The sequence below is a fragment of the Pontibacillus sp. ALD_SL1 genome (genome assembly GCF_017355605.1).
The window spans coordinates 276,675-294,829 of record NZ_CP062974.1; the positions used below are offsets into that span (position 1 = coordinate 276,675).

Genomic DNA, 18,155 nt, shown 5'->3' on the forward strand with positions numbered 1-18,155 from the left:
GAGGGTGTCTGATTTGTTAAAGCCATTAGGTGATCGTATTGTAATTGAGGTAGTACAACAAGAAGAAAAGACCGCGAGCGGTATTGTTCTTCCTGACTCTGCGAAGGAGAAGCCTCAAGAAGGTAAAGTTGTTGCGGTAGGTTCTGGTCGTGTGACGGATAATGGTGAAAAGGTTGCACTAGAGGTAGCCACTAGCGACCACATCATCTTCTCAAAATTTGCTGGTACTGAAGTGAAGTACGAAGGTAAGGAATACTTAATTTTACGTGAGAGTGACATTTTAGCAGTCGTTAACTAATACAATTAATGTTGGACAATCATAAACGCTTACAAGAATCTTTTAGGAGGGTATTTATTCATGGCTAAAGATATTAAGTTTAGTGAAGACGCACGTCGTTCGATGCTTCGCGGTGTAGACCGCCTTGCTGATGCAGTTAAAGTAACTCTTGGACCAAAAGGACGTAACGTGGTTCTTGAGAAAAAGTTCGGTTCTCCACTTATTACAAATGACGGTGTAACAATCGCGAAAGAAATTGAATTAGAAGATCACTTCGAGAATATGGGCGCGCAGCTTGTATCTGAAGTAGCTTCTAAAACAAACGAAATCGCTGGTGACGGTACAACAACGGCAACGGTTCTAGCACAAGCGATGATCCGTGAAGGTCTTAAAAACGTAGCTTCTGGTGCGAATCCAGTTGGCGTTCGTCGCGGTATCGAGAAAGCGACAGAATTAGCCGTTAAAGAACTTCAACAAATCTCTAAACCAATTGAAGGTAAAGATTCCATCGCACAAGTAGCGGCGATTTCTTCAGCGGATGAAGAAGTAGGTCAACTAATCGCAGAAGCTATGGAGCGCGTTGGTAACGATGGTGTTATCACAATTGAAGAATCTAAAGGCTTCAACACAGAGATGGAAGTTGTTGAAGGTATGCAGTTCGACCGTGGATATGCATCTCCTTACATGGTCTCTGACCAAGACAAGATGGAAGCGGTTCTTGAGAATCCTTACATTCTAATCACAGATAAGAAGATCACAAACATTCAGGAAGTTCTTCCTGTCCTTGAGCAAGTGGTCCAGCAAAGCCGTCCACTTCTAATGATCTCTGAAGACGTTGAAGGCGAAGCACTTGCAACACTTGTTGTGAACAAACTTCGTGGTACATTCAACGCTGTATCTGTTAAAGCACCTGGATTCGGTGATCGCCGTAAAGCGATGCTTGAAGACATCGCAACCATCACAGGCGGACAGGTTATCACAGAAGACCTAGGCCTAGAGCTTAAGAACACAACAATCGATCAATTAGGTCGTGCGAACAAAGTTGTGGTTACGAAAGAGAACACAACAATCGTTGAAGGTGCTGGCAACCCTGAACAAATCTCAGGCCGCGTAAGCCAAATCCGTTCTCAATTAGAAGAAACAACTTCTGAATTCGATAAAGAGAAACTTCAAGAGCGCCTTGCGAAACTAGCTGGCGGTGTAGCAGTCATCAAAGTTGGTGCAGCTACAGAAACAGAGCTTAAGGAGCGTAAACTTCGCATCGAAGACGCCCTGAACTCTACGCGCGCAGCAGTAGAAGAAGGCATCGTAGCCGGTGGTGGTACAGCACTTGTGAACATCTACAAGAAAGTAGAAGCACTTGACCTTACGGGCGACGAAGAAACAGGTGCGAAGATCTTACTTCGTGCACTTGAAGAACCAGTTCGCCAAATCGCTCACAACGCAGGTCTTGAAGGCTCTGTTATTATCGAGCGTCTTAAAGGCGAAGCGGTTGGCGTTGGTTTTAACGCAGCAACAGGCGAGTGGGTAAACATGGTCGACACAGGTATCGTGGACCCAACAAAAGTAACACGCTCCGCACTACAAAACGCAGCATCTGTAGCGGCAATGTTCCTAACTACAGAAGCGGTTGTAGCCGATCACCCTGAAGAAGATAATGCTGGTGGCGGTATGCCAGATATGGGTGGCATGGGTGGAATGGGCGGCATGATGTGATGACCGCTCAAACCCTTGGTATATGAGGGTTTTGAAGGATTTTGCTAACGAAATGCTAACATCGTGAAATATAAGTGAGGCTTCTCATTAGTTGAAAAACTATCGAGAAGCCTCTTTTTGTGTTTAATCATCTTTATTTTTACCTAGGTAAAATAATCAAGAATCTACCTCTTTTTCAAGGTGGAGGTATAATGAGAGGTTTTGTTCACCTGTCTTTAGTATTAAAGAAATTTTCTCCTATTTATATTAATTAAGATTTAATCAAATATTTTCTTGAGTATCCCTCTTTAGTAATTACATCCCATTTACATTTAACTAATTCATTTACCCTAAAATCACATAAATAAACTAGTCTTTTTTTCTTAAAATCGTGACAGACGTTGTGTAATACCAGGAAACAATTTACTCTGTATTACTGAGTGTTACAAAAATGTAATCTGGAGGTAATATTTTTGAAAATCGATAAAGCGATAGCCCTGCTGCTATCTGTATTATTGTTAGCAAACCCAATGTTGGTACAAGCATCCTCATTGGATGATCCACCTAAAAGGGAGAATCTCCCTACCCATGCTAAAGATGCAGTTGAGGGTGGTGGCCAGCAGGTCTCTAACCATGAGACAGAATTAGAAGATTATAGAACGAAATATTCGAAACGCTACCTTAAAGAAGATGGTACTTATAGAGAGAAAATATACAAAAATCCAATTCACTTCAAAGAAAATGGAAATTGGAAAAAGATTAATGAGAAGCTAGTCTCAGAAAATAATGATACTTTGACAAATAAAAGTAACTCATTTGATATTTCTTTAAAAAAGACGTTATCTAAAGGATACATTTCAATAGGTAAAGGGAAAGAAAAAATTCAATTCCGACCTTTGTTCTTACAGCAACCTACAAAAGCTACTGTTGAGGATGATGTGTTAACATATCCAAATGTAGCAAAAGAAACGGACCTTCAATATGTTTCAACTTCAACTGGTTTAAAAGAAATTCTTATTTTGAAGGGGAAAGAAGCGCCGACGACTTTTGAATTTGATTTTAAAGTAAAAGAATATAAGTACGAGTTGACGGATGATGGAGAGTTAATCTTTTTCAAAGAAGATAATAAAGAAGAACCAATCTTCACCCTCGATAAACCTGTAATTATAGATGAGGTTGCTGAAGATAATGTCGTTTCCTATTCAATCTCTGAAAAAAGTAAAAACAAATTTACTTTTAAAATGACAGTAGACGAGGATTGGATTAATAGTGAAGATAGAGAGTTTCCTATCTATTTGGATCCTACTATAAATGAAACCAAGCAGGAGGAAACGATAGATACATTTATTGCTGAAATGTACCCTCAATCTGATTATAATCATTGGTCACATTATTACGTTGGTGAAGGGGATGACTTTGGGAAAACAAGGGCTTTAATCAGCTTTGTACTCCCTAACCTACCAACCGGTTCTAAAATTGATTCTGCTGATTTGGTGATGGATAACACAACTGTCTACTCTCAATACCAAGAACCTGTTTTACAGGCATCAAGAATTACATCGGACTGGTATAACGGTGGAGTGAGTTGGTCGAATCAGCCTACTACAGGTTCAGTTAATCACGAAAAAAAGTTAACTTCTAAAACTTCAGGAACTTTAAATATGCCTGTCACAAATATTGTGAAGGACTGGTATAACGGTAAAGATAATTATGGCTTACAACTCAAGTATAAAAATGAGGGTAACTTAATTAGAGAATTCCTGTCCTCTAATTCAACAGCAAATTCTGATGGAGTTCCCTATATAGACATTACATACTCTATTGATGGCTTAGGTAAGCAGCCGTTTTGGACCTACGATGGGCCAGTGAACATGGCAAATCGTAACTTAATGCTTTCTTTCACAGATGCCCAGTTCCCAGGTAAAGGTGTCTCATTAAATGTTCAGCGTACATTTAATAGTCGATCTGAAGATGTTGGGTTGTTTGGATATGGATGGAGTTCACCTTTTGACATGGAGCTTCGCATAGGAGAGTATGGGCCTGCCCAACTAGTTGATGGTACTGGAACAAGCATATACTTTAAATACAATAATGATGGAACGTATGACTCTCCGGAAGGATTGTATTGGGACTTATATCGTACCTCTGAAACAGAAGCAGAAATCGTTACAACATCAAATATTGTTTATACCTTTGACCTAACTACAAGTAAAATTACAAAAATTAAAGATGCTAAGGGAAGTTCACTGAACTTCAATTACAGTAGCGGTCAATTAGATTCTATTGATGACGGTAAAGGGCATGCTATTACTTTTAATGTTAGTAATGGTTTAATAGATTCAGCAGAAGACCCTGCGGGGCGTGTATGGAATTATGAGTACAGTGGCAATTTGCTCACAGGACTAACAACACCTGATGGGGAAAGCATGAGTTATAGCTATAACGATGAGAATAATTTAGTCTATCAAATGTCTCCAGCGGGTAGCACTTCCTATTATAGCTATTCAGCCAATGACCGCTTAACAGCGATCAATCCTACTAATGCTATTTCTAATGCGAATTTTGAGACTGATGCTGACGGGGATAGTTTATCTGATCACTTTACCTTCGGAAGCGGGGTAGATCTACCACTTCAGATAGATGGATCAGTTAGCTATTTTAACGACTTCTCCGTTTCTCTATCAGCAGATTCATCAGATTATAATGATTACACCTATTATTTAAGCGATCCTATATATTTAGATACTTCTAAGACATATACACTAAGTGGATACACAAAATTAGTAGAAAACAGTGGTGACTTTGGTTCCGTAATATCTATTTTAGCTTACGATGACAACGATAATTACTTAGGGGAAGTCGGGCGTATTGATCACTCAGGAACTACTGGTTGGGATAGAGGTAGTTCTACTATTAATTCCTTCCCAAGTGGAACTGATAGGGTTTATGTCAAGATAGGTGCCTCCGCAAAATCAGGTTCAGGCAAGGTTTGGTTTGATGGTTTGCAACTCGAGCAAGGTAATTTGAGTTCATTCATCAACGGAGACCAATATACAGCTTCATTAAGTTTAAAGAAATCTGCTATATATGATGGTGAAGGTAGGAAAACACTCTATTCATATAATGAGCATCAGAACGTTACAAAGATCCAAGCGGATCCTAATGGAGCTAATGTTACGACAACATATGACTGGGATCGGGACATTAAACATTATTTAACATCTGTAACGGATCCTGAAAGCAATGTTTGGGGCTATGAGCTTGACCAAGACTCCGGAAATATTATTAAAGTTACTAATCCTAATGGGGATAGCACGGGTTATTCTTACGATGGAGAGTCAAACTTAACGGAGTTCCGTGATTTAAACAATGAAAAATATAAGATGACTTATGATAAAGAAGGCCAACAATGGACTTCACGTGATCCTTATTATCGAACAAATGCTGTAAGGTATGAGGATGATAATCTAAGCTTGAGTTCTCCTACTCTAGGACTTGCAGACAATTTAGTCATAAATAGTAATTTCGAAAGTTCATTTGATAATAACGGACTACCTGATGGATGGAATTATGACGGAGGGCAGACCGGATATGTTGAGCGGGTCAAAGAGTCTGTCTATGGTTCAAATTCACTTTCATTCACCAATTCAAACTCATATAGTCTTCCGCACACAATTGTTAGCTCAGATGAGACTGATGTAGATGTTTCTGAAGACTATGTAGTATCGGGGTATATAAAAGTTAATGAGGATTCTGGTGAACAGCTTGGCATTATATCCGTTTTAGCCAACCTGGATGATGGTAGTACAGTAGAATTGGGCCGTACAGAAGTTACTGGTACCCAGGGATGGCAACAACTCAAAACAGTCTTACAAGCTGTAGAAATTCCAGATAACGCTACGTCAATTAGACTCAAATTAGGAGGAAGTAACAATACGGGAACTGGACAAGTATATTTCGATGGTGTTCAACTCCAAAAGTATGCGGTAGATACTAATTTGAATCTTGTAAACAACCCAAGCTTTGAAAGAGATGACGACTCTGATGGGTGGCCTGATGGATGGACAAAACCTACTGGTGTGTACTCTGTTACCACGGTTGGAGAGGAAACATTTACAGGGTCTAACGCTGTTAAAGTCCAAAACCCTACTGAATCACGGGCCGTCCGTCCAACAAACTTTATTCCTTATGACAACTCTAATGGGGAATCGTATCATTTCACGGCATTTGTCAAAACTGAAAATTATGAACTAGACCGTAACCATATTAAGTTCGAAATGTATGACTCAGATAAAAACATAATTGAGCGTGTTGTATCTGAGAAGATAGGCGGAGATACACCGTGGAGAAAGCTTACTATTGAAGTCGATCCACAAGATATTCCAACTAATACAGCATATATTAGGCCGGGATTAATGCCGGGTATGAGTAAAGGAACGGTCTACTTTGATAACGTAAGGCTTCAATTAGGAAAGTGGAATACCCATTATAACTTCGATTCAAGCAATACATGGCTAAAAGAAATCAAGGATCCAATGGGGAACACCAAAACGTTCACTTATACTACAAGCAATCACCCAGAAAATATAGGTGAACCTCGAATTATTAAAGATGAGAATGGAAACGTTCAAGACATTGAATATAAAGATGGAACAGACCTTGAAGAAAAAGTGACCACCAATGACAAACTGGTACTAGATTATGATTATAATAAAGATGGAGATCTGACTGCATTACGCTCAGTAGACAACGGTGTTACAAAGGCAGAGACGAAGTATGCGTACACCAAGGATGGAAACATGAAATCCTATACCGATGTCATTGGATCTGATGATGAGGATACCTCAGAAACAAATGATCGTGTGACATCATTTAGTTACACTCCTTCTGGCCTAACAGACACTGTAACAAGGGCTAACCAGGACACGATATCTTATCAATACAATGATTTAGGTCAAGTTACTACTTTATCAACAAATCAAACCACCAAGTTCACATACGACTACGATGTGAATGGAAATGTAGAACAAGTTGATGCTCCTAGGTACAATAGAACTTGGGACATGAGTTATAATAACTTGAATTTGATGACAAGTTATACGGATAATAGCGCTAACCTCACATATGAGCGAAATAACGAGGGCCAGATTACAAAACAGACCTTCCAGCTCGGTCAAGATACTAAAAGTGAAACGACAACCTATAATCGCGTAGGACAACCTAGCACATTCCGTAATTCGATAGGAGAAACATCTGAAATCTTATACGATGAGCATGGGAAGCTTTCATGGTTACGTAACGGTACGAAGGCAGAAACGGCAATTAGCTATGCATCAAATGGAAGAATTGATACCTTTACATCTAGAGAGTTTCGTGGTGATCTATTCATACAAGATGAGTATGAATACGATGGTGATACCCAAAAGCTAATCACTCAAATCACAAATAAAGATGGAGAACAGTTAAACTACGATTACGACCAGTATGGTCAATTAAAAAAAGAAACCTTGCCTTCTGGTGGATCTTATGAATATAACTATACACTTGAAGGAATGAGAAGTCAGAAGGTTGTTAAAGACGCAAGTGGTTCAATTGTTGATACGAAAGATTATCAATTTGGAGAAGCCCATCAACTGCAGAGCGTAGGCAATACAGATATTGAACATACAAAGAACGGTCAAATTTCAAACGATGGAACTTATAGTTATAAGTGGGATGCTGAAGGGAATCTTATAGAAGTATGGGATTCAAGTAACACCAATCAGCTTGCAGCATATCGTTATGATGATCAAGGAAGAAGGATATACCAAGACATTGGTGGAGAAGTTACGCAGTTTGTCTACAATGGAAAGAACAATGAAGTCGTAGCTGAACTTGATGAGAACGATAACCTGCAGAAATATTATACATGGAGTCCGACGGGTCATTTACTCAATATAGAAGTAGATGGACAAACGTATTATCCAATATTTAATGGCCATGGAGATATCACGAAAATTATTGACAGTAATCAAGAGGTAGTGGCAACGTATACTTACGATTCTTTTGGTAATATCATTGATTCTTCAGGCCAGACAGAAATTAGTCCTTATCGTTACGCGGGGTACCGCTATGATGAAGTAACTGGATTATACTATTTAAATGATCGTCACTACCATTCAGAGTTCGGTCAATTCCTAAGTGCAGATCCTCAGGGCGAATTACCGGATTATACGTATGCAAATAACAATCCATTAACCTTCGTCGATCCATCAGGAAACTTTATTTTAGATGTTATCTCTACAGTGGTAGATGCAGTTACGTTTGCGAAAGACCCTTCTGTAGAAAACGGATTAATGTTAGCTTCCAATGCTGTTTCGCTCTTTATCCCTGGGAACATATCCATGGCAGCTAAAGCAGCAAAAGGCTTGAGGAATACATCCAAATCGGCGGATGCCGGTAGGGTAATTGGTAGGATTGATCCATTATCAAGTGGAGGTAAAGACATTTCGGCCTCCACTCCTAAGACGAAGAATCCGGCGAGTAAGAAGAAAGATGTTTCTAGTGGCAGTCCTAGTGTTAAAGGTACTAGTAATGCTGATGTAGAGGTAACTACACCTTCTAATAGATACCCAGAAACAAGTAAGCATATACAAGAAGCACAAAAAGCTGGTCACTTAGACACATTAACCATCGACCGTTCAGGTGCAAAGTCACGAAGAAGAGATAGCTTAAGAGGTCGAGAAAAAGTCCCCGGGAAGGATTTAGATGAATACCCCCCAGCAATGTTTAAAGAGGGCGGTAAGGGTGCAAGTGTGAGACCTGTTAGTCCATCTGATAACAGAGGTGCCGGTGCTTATTTAGGAAATAAGTTAAGAAATTATCCAGATGGAACTAAAGTAAGACTTAAATAATGGAGGATTATATAATGAGTGAGTTTTCTTTTGAGACTGAAATACTTTATAACCAGATTGCATTGTTTCAATATGGAATTATTAACCCCTTTAATGATTGGAGTGAAACTCATGTAAATCAAGGGTTTTCGTGGAGGAGTGGTTCAGTTTCCTTTGGAACGCTTTCTAGTGATAGTGATTGTAAGATTACTGTAAAGCTGACTAATAAAATGGAAATTGATATTGATGAAGATATAATAAGAGCGATAATTGTTCCGTTCAAAGTTGAAAAGGATGGCATAGAGATAGGTTCTGTAATAGAAACAGTAGCAATTGATATACCTGAAGGTACTTATGAAGTCTTGTTTACAGCAAAATATCTAGATGGTACCGAGCACTATACATTTTCATTTATAGAGAGTGAAAATCCCAATGCAAAAGTATTAAAAGCGGACGATGAATTAAAATTACCTGATAGTTTATTAATGGAAGCAAATCCAGCTATATAAAATTTATTGCACGACTAATATTAGTATTAGTTGTTCATTTTAGTACGTGAAGTGACGAATTGAAGTGTCGTAGGGGCGGGTACTCTGATACATCGTTTATGAATTTTTGGAAAAACGATCATTGAAGTTCACTGGCAGTGTAGAGGTCATCGGTTGGAATTGTATTTTTGTTTACTAACTCTAAAAATTTCAGGTGAGAACAGAAATGTATTTTAGGCGGAGCATTCTGAATTCTAGGTCAAAAAAGTTGATTTTCCTTTCTCTCTAACTAATTCCATTAAATATTTAGATAATTTGCTACTATTATTTTATAATGAATAATGCTAACGCAATCCAGTGAAAAACGATAAAACCCCGTTAAAGATGTTACAGACAGCATTCAGAAAAACCTTGATTTAACGCACTTTGCGCATACAACGTGTAAGATATTACACACTCTCACCATAGGGGCGGCATGATGTAATAACCGCTCAACGCCTTGGTAGATAAGGGTTATGAATTTCTTTGCAAAAAGTGCTAACATTGGGTATATCAAGGGGCTTCCCATTAGTTGAACAAACTAGTGAGAGGCCTCTTTTTTTGTACCTTAAATCTTGGTTTCTCTCTATATAGCGGTAAGTAATTATGCAAGAGTTCAAGTGTTTTTCATTTGAAAAAATTGTAATATTGTGAAGGATTCATAGATTTAGTGAAGAATATTGAAATATACGGGACTGAGTACATCAGTAAAAATGAGTTCTTCATTTTTTCAAAGTTTAGCAACTATTTAAGTAGTAATATAAACACAATCAAGAGATCAGGAACTTAGAAGATAACAAGTACTGAGTTAAGTGGTTGTTAACTCCGAAACTTGGATGATTTGTCAGTTGGTTATATGGAACGTGTTATTTAGGGGGAGAGTACTAATGTATTTGAAGAGTGTTCGTCTGGAAAATTTCAGGAAATTTAGTAATGGCAATAATGTTATAGAATTTGTTGATTCTCGAGGTTTCAAGGAACGGGAAGATGGTGTAGTTGAACTAAATGTAGCTAAAACTACTACGTTGATTGTTGGTAAAAATAATACAGGAAAGACTACAGTAATTAAGGCATTAGAGCTTTTACTCGACAAAAGTGTGGGACTTAGTTTTACAGATATAAATATGAATTATTTGAAGGAACTATTCAGTGAGTATATTGATTCACTGAGTACAGGAGATGTAGTCGCGCCCATACCTAAAATAAAATTTGAAGTAGTTATTGGATTAGAAGATGATAGTTCAGATCTTATAAGTAATCTTGCCCCTTTTATGACTATTGCTAATGCTCAAGATTCTGAGTTGATTATTAAGGTGAAATATGAACCTGAAAACATTGAGGAGTTTGCAGAAAAGTTACATGAAGTAGTTGAAGATGATGAACATGGTTATGGAAACTTTATTAAGTTAGTACAAGCTACACCGTTTAAAGTTCGCTACTTTAGTGCAGATGATGAGCCGGTAAATAACTTTACATTAAAGCAGTTAATTGAACTTCGTTCTATCAAAGCTAATAATGTTACAAGTGAAAATTGTCTCTCGAATGCATTCAATAAGATTGTGAAATATCGATCTTCTAAATTGGAACAGCAGAGTAATGTTGAGGATATAATAGAGTCTTTTAATACATCTGTTACTAATCAATTAAAATCCGAGCATACTGATAGCATTAATGAATCAGTTGGTAAAATAGAAACCTCTGACCATATAAGCGTTCGGCTTAGTTCAAATATCTCATTTGATGATTTGCTTAATAAACTTGTGAAATATGAGTATGTGGAGAATGGTCTTTATATACCTGAAAACCAATTCGGTTTGGGGTACACAAATCTTATGATGATAATAGCAGACCTTATTGAGTATATGGAGAGATATCCAGAAGACTCATTTAATAGTAGGATAAATCTTATATCTATTGAAGAACCTGAAACGTTTATGCACCCTCAGATGCAGGAAAATTTTATAAAGAGCATAAATGAGGCTATTACAACACTTCTTGAAGGGAAAAACAAAAATGTTAATAGTCAGTTGATTATTACTACACATTCCTCACATATACTCAACAGTAAGATACATAGTGGTGGTTCATTTGACTATATAAATTATATAAGCTCTAATAATAATGAATCTGAAGTGGTGTGCCTAAAGGATGGTCTAGTAGCTCCGAGTGGCCTAAGGGAAGAAAATGAGGATAAAAATAAAAAAGATTTTGAGTTTCTTAAAAAACATATAAAATATAGGGTTTCAGAACTTTTTTTCTCCGATGCAGTTATTTTTGTTGAAGGAACAACAGAAGAAGTATTAATAAACTATCATTTAGATAATGATGAAACGTTGAATAAGTACTATATCTCAGTATTTAATATAGATGGTGCTCACGGTCTTGTATATCACAATTTAATCCAAACACTGAGAGTACCAACATTAATAATAACAGACTTGGATATAAAGCGTGAGAAAGCTGAGAAAGACGAATATTTAAAAATGACGACGTTAGATGGGAGAGTTACAACAAATCAAACTCTAATTAAATACAATGAATACGGAGAATCAATCGAAACTATTAATTTGAGTGTACCTATAGAAAATATGAAGATCGTATATCAGGATTTGAAAGAAGGCGTTTACCCAACAAGTTTTGAAGAGGCTTTCATTCTAGCAAATCATAATAATGATACTTTAAATGAAGTATTAAAAGAAGTGAAGAGAAACACATATATTAAAATAGTAAATGAAGAAGGTGGGTTAAAAGAACAATCATATAAACTTCAAAGAAAACTATCGAGCAATAAAAGTGATTTTGCAAACAGCTTATTGTATAGATATCTTCAAGAGGAAACGTCAGAAAGTATTCCGTCATTACCACAATACATAGTTGATGGACTTTCTTGGTTAAAAGTTAAATTGGGTGAAGGTGAATAATATGTCTTTCAAAGTGATTACTGATGAAAATCTTCAAAGAGAGAAGCAGATACAAGAAGAGATTAACGAGAAAATTGATACTAATGAAAGCATGGTATTTGATTCTGGTGCCGGAGCTGGAAAAACTTATGCATTAACAGAAAGTCTTAGGCACGTGATAAAAAGGTACGGTAAACGTTTAAGTCTTCAAGGACAACAGATTATTTGTATTACTTATACAAATATAGCAACAGAGGAGCTCAAAGAGCGTTTAGGTTACTCCGATCTAGTACTGGTTTCTACTATACATGAAAGAATATGGGGATTGATAGAAAAGTATCAAGATGAATTAGTTGAGATTCATGTGTGCAAACTCAAAGAAAATACAAATGAAATCGAAAGCGAAATAAATTCAAATAAATTCAAAAAGTATAACGAATTAGAAGATAGAGAAAAAGAGAAGTTTATTAATTTAATGCATCAACTAAAGTCAGAGTTTTATAGATGTTATGATATGAAAAGTGCAGAATATAAGCAAGAGTTTGGTCCTCAAATGAGTGAATTTGATAGTTTACTACACAATGTAAGCACATTTAGAAAACTAGTATTATCAATCTATAAGGTTGAGAAATACAAGAAAGCTATAAAAAAGATTGAGGAAGGTAATCCTAGATACAAAAAAGTTCAATATACACCAAGAGTTAATAGTGATAAATTAGATGAAATGCAAATAAGTCATGATACATTGCTTGAATATGGAAACAAAATGTTTGAGCGTTATTTCATGTTAAGAAGACTTATTATTGATAAGTACCCATATATCTTTATTGATGAGTATCAAGATACTAATCCTTTAATTGTAGATATAATGAATAGGATTTTCCAAACTGCAAATGAAATTGAACGCCCAATTTTTATTGGTTATTACGGAGATTCAGCTCAGAATATTTATGAAGATGGTGTAGGGAATGCTTTGCTGGAAATTCATCCGGGACTAACGCGTATTGTAAAAGAGTTTAATAGAAGGTCCTCAACTGAAGTAATTGATGTAATAAATAACATTAGATTAGATGGGATTTTTCAGAGGTCTATATATGAAGATGGTAATTGTGGAAGTGTAGAGTTATATCAGGGTTCTAGAGATAATATCTCAGTGATGATAGACAAGTGCAAAGTAGACTGGGCTATTAATGAGGAGAATAATCTGCATTGTCTTGTACTAACTAACCGAATGGTTGCAGAACAAACTGGGTTGTGGAACTTTTATAATGCTGTTAGTAAAATGCCTCGTTATTCTGTTGGCAAAGGTTATGAACAGCTTAACACTGAACTTCTTAGTAGTGATTTATCTAAGTTAGGTTATGCGCAAAGAGCAATTTATGAATTGGTTGATAATTGCGTGAATATTAACAATCAACAGTCACTTATTTCTGATTTATTTCCACTAAAAGTATTATGTGAGGTTAATATCTCTCAACTTAGAGAAATTCTCTCCATTATGCGGAGTATTGAGGCGGAGACGTTTGGCGAATACATAGATGAATTGGTAAAAATTCATGATGGTTTTGGTTTTGAAAAAGATTTATTCAGAAAGGTTATTTCCAACTTGTTTCCTGACGGCAAGGTATCGAAAGAATCTTTCCTAGATGTATTTAGAAATAGTTGGTCTAAGAAGAAATCGGATGAAGAAATAGAACAGATGCGCTTATTGCTGGATGAATTATTAAATGTTCCCATGAAAGAATTAAAAAACTGGCATAAGTTGATAGGTAATAACCTAAATAGTGAAGTTAACTATTACACTTATCATGGAACAAAAGGACTTGAATTTGATAATGTATTAATTGTTATGGAGAATAAATTTGGAAGAGATCCTAATTTTTTCGGCAAGTTTTTTGAGCAATATCAGCAAAGGCAAAATCTTGAAGGAGAAGATAAGATTAAATATGAAAGTGTAAGAAATTTGCTTTATGTATCCTGTTCTAGGGCTATAAAGAATCTTAGAATTTACGTTGTAGACGATTTAGCTTCATATGGTGATGTTTTTCGAGAGTTATTTGGGGACATCAATCATATTACTGATTAAAATATAAGTTTCAGTGACTTACATCGGAGAAGCGTGGGAACGGTTCCCGTGCTTCCTCTAAAGTTCTAACAATATGAGTAATAAAAGAGAGTTCTCAATAGTTGGATAAACTATTGAGAACTCTCTTTTTCTTTACTATTAGACTTATGTTGCTTATGTTGGATTTTTTAGTTACAAGTTGGAGTGCTTTTGTAAATAGGAAGCACTCGAACCGTCCCCGCGCTTCATTTTCTACTAAAGATTACTTTCTGAATGATAGAAAAGCCCAGGGGTAGACTTCGAGAATGAATGAAGTTAAACTCATAGTTCAACAACCAGAAGAAGAAGGTGTTCATCATTTTACATAATCCAACAGGGAAAGAAAGAATAGGGCTAGCGTTTTTACTAGGAATGCTTGGAATACTAGGGCCACTCAACATCGATATGTATCTCCCCAGCTTTCCGGGGATTGCATCTGATTTAGAAACGAGTGCGTCACTCGTGCAGCTCAGCTTAACGACCTGTCTGATCGGACTAGCTGTCGGTCAAATTGTCGTTGGACCCATCAGTGATTCGCAAGGGAGAAAGAAACCGTTAATCATCTTCCTATCCCTCTTCGCGGTGGCGTCCTTTGCTTGTGCGCTTGCGCCGAATATCTATGTACTCGTCATCGCCCGTTTTATCCAAGGGTTTACGGCTTCTGCTGGTGTCGTCCTTTCCAAGGCGGTCGTACGAGACGTATTTACAGGAAGGGAATTGACGAAGTTCTTCGCCTTACTGATGGTGATCAATGCGACGGCTCCGATGATTGCGCCGATCACAGGTGGGGCGATTTTGCTGTTACCGTTCGCCACATGGGAGACGATCTTCCTCTTCCTAAGTATCGTAGGGTTCGCCATCGTGTTCACCGTAGCAGGCAAGTTACCTGAGACGCTTCCGGTAGAAAACAGGATCCCGAGCTCAGTGAAGGAATCGGTTCGGACCATTGGCCGTCTGTTGAAGGACCGATCTTTCATCGGATACGCCTTAACGATCGGGTTTGTCCACGGCGGGAGTTTCGCTTATGTTTCTGGAACGCCATTTGTTTATCAGGGAATCTATGACGTATCTCCTCAGGCGTTCAGTTTCTTGTTTGGAGTGAACGGCCTGGCGATCATTACGGGTAGTTTTCTAGTCGGCCGTCTTGGCGGCATTTTTCACGAGAGAAGCTTGCTGAGAAGTGCTGTACTGATCGCGGTTAGTGCTACGGGTTTTCTATTAGTGATGACGCTTCTCGAAGGACCACTGTATTCTATTGTCGTGCCGATCTTCATCTATATGACAGCGATGGGGATGGTGTTGACCAGTACGTTCACATTAGCGATGGAGCATCAAGGCCACCGAGCAGGGAGTGCCAGTGCTGTGCTCGGCATGCTGCCGCTATTGTTTGGCGCGGTTGTTTCGCCACTGGTCGGTCTTGATGAGACGACGGCTGTCCCAATGGGAGCTATTCTATTTACGACGGCATCGATCGGTGCTACGTTGTTCTTCACGTTGACGAAGAAAGACGCAAGAAAAGCATACGCGGGATAACATGAAAGCTCTGCTCGTCCGGTTGGATGAAGCGGGGCTTTTATAATGGATGGAAGCACGGGGGCGATTCCTGTGCTTCCTTTTTACTTAGAGTAGGGAGCATACATGAAAGAAGTCCCTTTCTAGACAAAGTGGTGCCTCTATTAGAAGCACCAGAATCGTACCCAAGCTTCTAAACAAATAAGAGAAATAAAACTATAACTATCGAATCTATCCGCAAAGATGACCCCTGGTTTATAATAGAATCAATTCACGAAATTTTTGGTGATTGATCGAAATCGAATAGCATTGAAGGGGGATTGGGTAATATGGATTCGAAACTATTAGATTTATTAGCGCAACGATATGATAGTGAGGAAGAAATCGTCACAGCGATTACGAACCGGGAAGCGATTTTACATCTACCAAAGGGGACAGAGCATTTTGTTAGTGACTTGCACGGGGAATATCACGCCTTTCAGCATGTGTTACGAAATGGGGCAGGGAAAGTTAAAGAAAAGATAAGAGATATGTTCGGGGATGAGTTATCGGATCAAGAAATGAATGAATTTGCTTCATTAGTCTATTATCCGGAAGATAAAGTGAAGTTAATCAAGGTTCGTATGAACAATGCACAAGAGTTAAATCAATGGTACACCGAAATCATCGACTATATGATTCGACTGCTCCCTTACGTTTCCTCTAAGTACACACGTACGAAATTACATAATGCATTGCCAAAACAATTTGCTTTTATCATTGAAGAGCTATTGTATAAAACGGGGGATCATTTCAATAAGGAACAGTATTATACGAAAATGGTCCAACAGATTATTTCTCTTGGACAAGCGGAGAAGTTAATCGTTGGCCTTGCGTATACGGTTCAAAGACTCGTTGTTGACCACCTGCATGTAGTAGGGGATATCTATGATCGCGGTCCTGAGCCGGATAAAATTATGGATACACTCATCGATAATCATTCCGTTGATATTCAATGGGGAAACCACGATGTACTGTGGATTGGTGCTTTTGCGGGGTCGAAGGTGTGCCTTGCTAACATCATCCGTATTTGTGCACGATACGCTAACTTGGATATTATTGAGGGCGCTTACGGCATCAATCTTAGACCCCTTGTGAATCTTGCAGAGAAATATTACGAAGATAATCCGGCTTTTAGACCTAAACTGCAAAATGATGAAGAAATGTCTGATTTTGAACAAATCCAAATTACAAAAATCCATCAAGCCATTGCGATCATTCAATTTAAACTAGAAAGCCCTATTATTAAGAGGCGACCCGATTTTCAAATGGAAAACAGGCTTTTGCTTGAGAAGGTTGATTATGATTCCGATGAGATTACGCTCCGTGGCCAAACGTATCCTCTCGAGAATACGTGTTTTGCAACCGTTGATCCAAAACAGCCTGCAGCGTTGTTAGAGGAAGAGATAGAAGTGATCGATAAGCTACTGTTTTCTGTCCAGCATTCAGAAAAGTTGGCAAGACATATGAACTTCCTCATGAAAAAAGGCAGTCTGTATTTGAAGTATAACGGCAATTTACTCATTCATGGCTGCATTCCGTTAGATGAAGAAGGGAATATGGCTGAAATGACAATAGGGGATCAAACCTATGCGGGTCGAGAGTTATTAGATGTCTTTGAGAAGTATGTCAGGCATGCGTTCGCCCATGTTAAAGAAACAGATGATCTGGCAACCGATATCATATGGTATTTGTGGGCTGGGAAATACTCTTCACTCTTCGGGAAAAAAGAAATGACCACCTTTGAAAGATATTTTATTAAGGACAAGCAAACCCATAAAGAGATCAAAAACCCTTACTATTATTTGCGTGAGAAGCAAGAAGTTTGCCGCGACATTTTAACAGACTTTGGATTAGACCCTGAGCAGGGACATATCATTAATGGACATACCCCTGTTAAGGAAATTGAAGGGGAAAATCCTGTGAAGGCAGATGGGAAAATGATTGTCATTGATGGTGGGTTCTCAAAGGCTTATCAGTCCACAACAGGAATCGCCGGTTACACCTTGCTTTTCAATTCATACGGCATGCAGATAGTCGCTCATAAACAATTCACCTCCAAAGAGGATGTCTTAGAAAATGGGACAGATGTATTGTCTGTAAGAAGGTTAGTTGATAAAGAACTAGAGCGGAAGAAGGTACTCGAAACAAATGTTGGGGAAGAATTAAAGCAGGAAATTTCGATTTTAAAAAGTCTTTTGGAGCATCGGTATACGAATTAATATTGTT

The 18,155-nt window shown here is 37.9% G+C and carries 8 protein-coding genes; all 8 read left to right on the forward strand.

The features are described 5' to 3' along the window. Positions 1 to 13 precede the first annotated feature (13 nt). The 8 genes from groES (at position 14) to IMZ31_RS01640 (ending at position 18,148) form a co-directional block, all read left to right on the forward strand. The gene (gene groES, locus IMZ31_RS01605; RefSeq protein ID WP_036786984.1) at positions 14 to 298 is read left to right on the forward strand and encodes a co-chaperone GroES; all 285 of its coding nucleotides are present in this window, start codon (positions 14 to 16) and stop codon (positions 296 to 298) included. 60 nt (positions 299 to 358) lie between these two features. After that, the gene (groL, locus tag IMZ31_RS01610; RefSeq protein ID WP_207528924.1) at positions 359 to 1,993 is read left to right on the forward strand and encodes a chaperonin GroEL; all 1,635 of its coding nucleotides are present in this window, start codon (positions 359 to 361) and stop codon (positions 1,991 to 1,993) included. Between the two features lie 452 nt (positions 1,994 to 2,445). Next, complete coding sequence (locus IMZ31_RS01615; protein WP_207528925.1) at positions 2,446 to 8,865, forward strand: DNRLRE domain-containing protein; 6,420 nt, start codon at positions 2,446 to 2,448, stop codon at positions 8,863 to 8,865. A 14-nt stretch (positions 8,866 to 8,879) separates the two neighbouring features. Next, positions 8,880 to 9,353, forward strand: coding sequence for a competence protein ComJ (gene comJ, locus IMZ31_RS01620; RefSeq protein WP_207528926.1), 474 nt, complete (start codon positions 8,880 to 8,882; stop codon positions 9,351 to 9,353). Between the two features lie 905 nt (positions 9,354 to 10,258). After that, positions 10,259 to 12,292, forward strand: a complete 2,034-nt coding sequence (locus tag IMZ31_RS01625) for an ATP-dependent nuclease (protein WP_207528927.1) — start codon at positions 10,259 to 10,261, stop codon at positions 12,290 to 12,292. A 1-nt stretch (position 12,293) separates the two neighbouring features. After that, positions 12,294 to 14,357, forward strand: coding sequence for a UvrD-helicase domain-containing protein (locus IMZ31_RS01630; protein WP_207528928.1), 2,064 nt, complete (start codon positions 12,294 to 12,296; stop codon positions 14,355 to 14,357). 336 nt (positions 14,358 to 14,693) lie between these two features. Beyond that, positions 14,694 to 15,908, forward strand: coding sequence for a Bcr/CflA family efflux MFS transporter (locus tag IMZ31_RS01635; protein WP_207530266.1), 1,215 nt, complete (start codon positions 14,694 to 14,696; stop codon positions 15,906 to 15,908). A 308-nt stretch (positions 15,909 to 16,216) separates the two neighbouring features. Next, positions 16,217 to 18,148 carry a fructose-1,6-bisphosphatase gene (locus tag IMZ31_RS01640; protein WP_207528929.1) on the forward strand — a complete coding sequence of 644 codons (1,932 nt, stop codon included), beginning with the start codon at positions 16,217 to 16,219 and terminating at the stop codon, positions 18,146 to 18,148. The last annotated feature ends 7 nt before the right edge of the window (positions 18,149 to 18,155 follow it).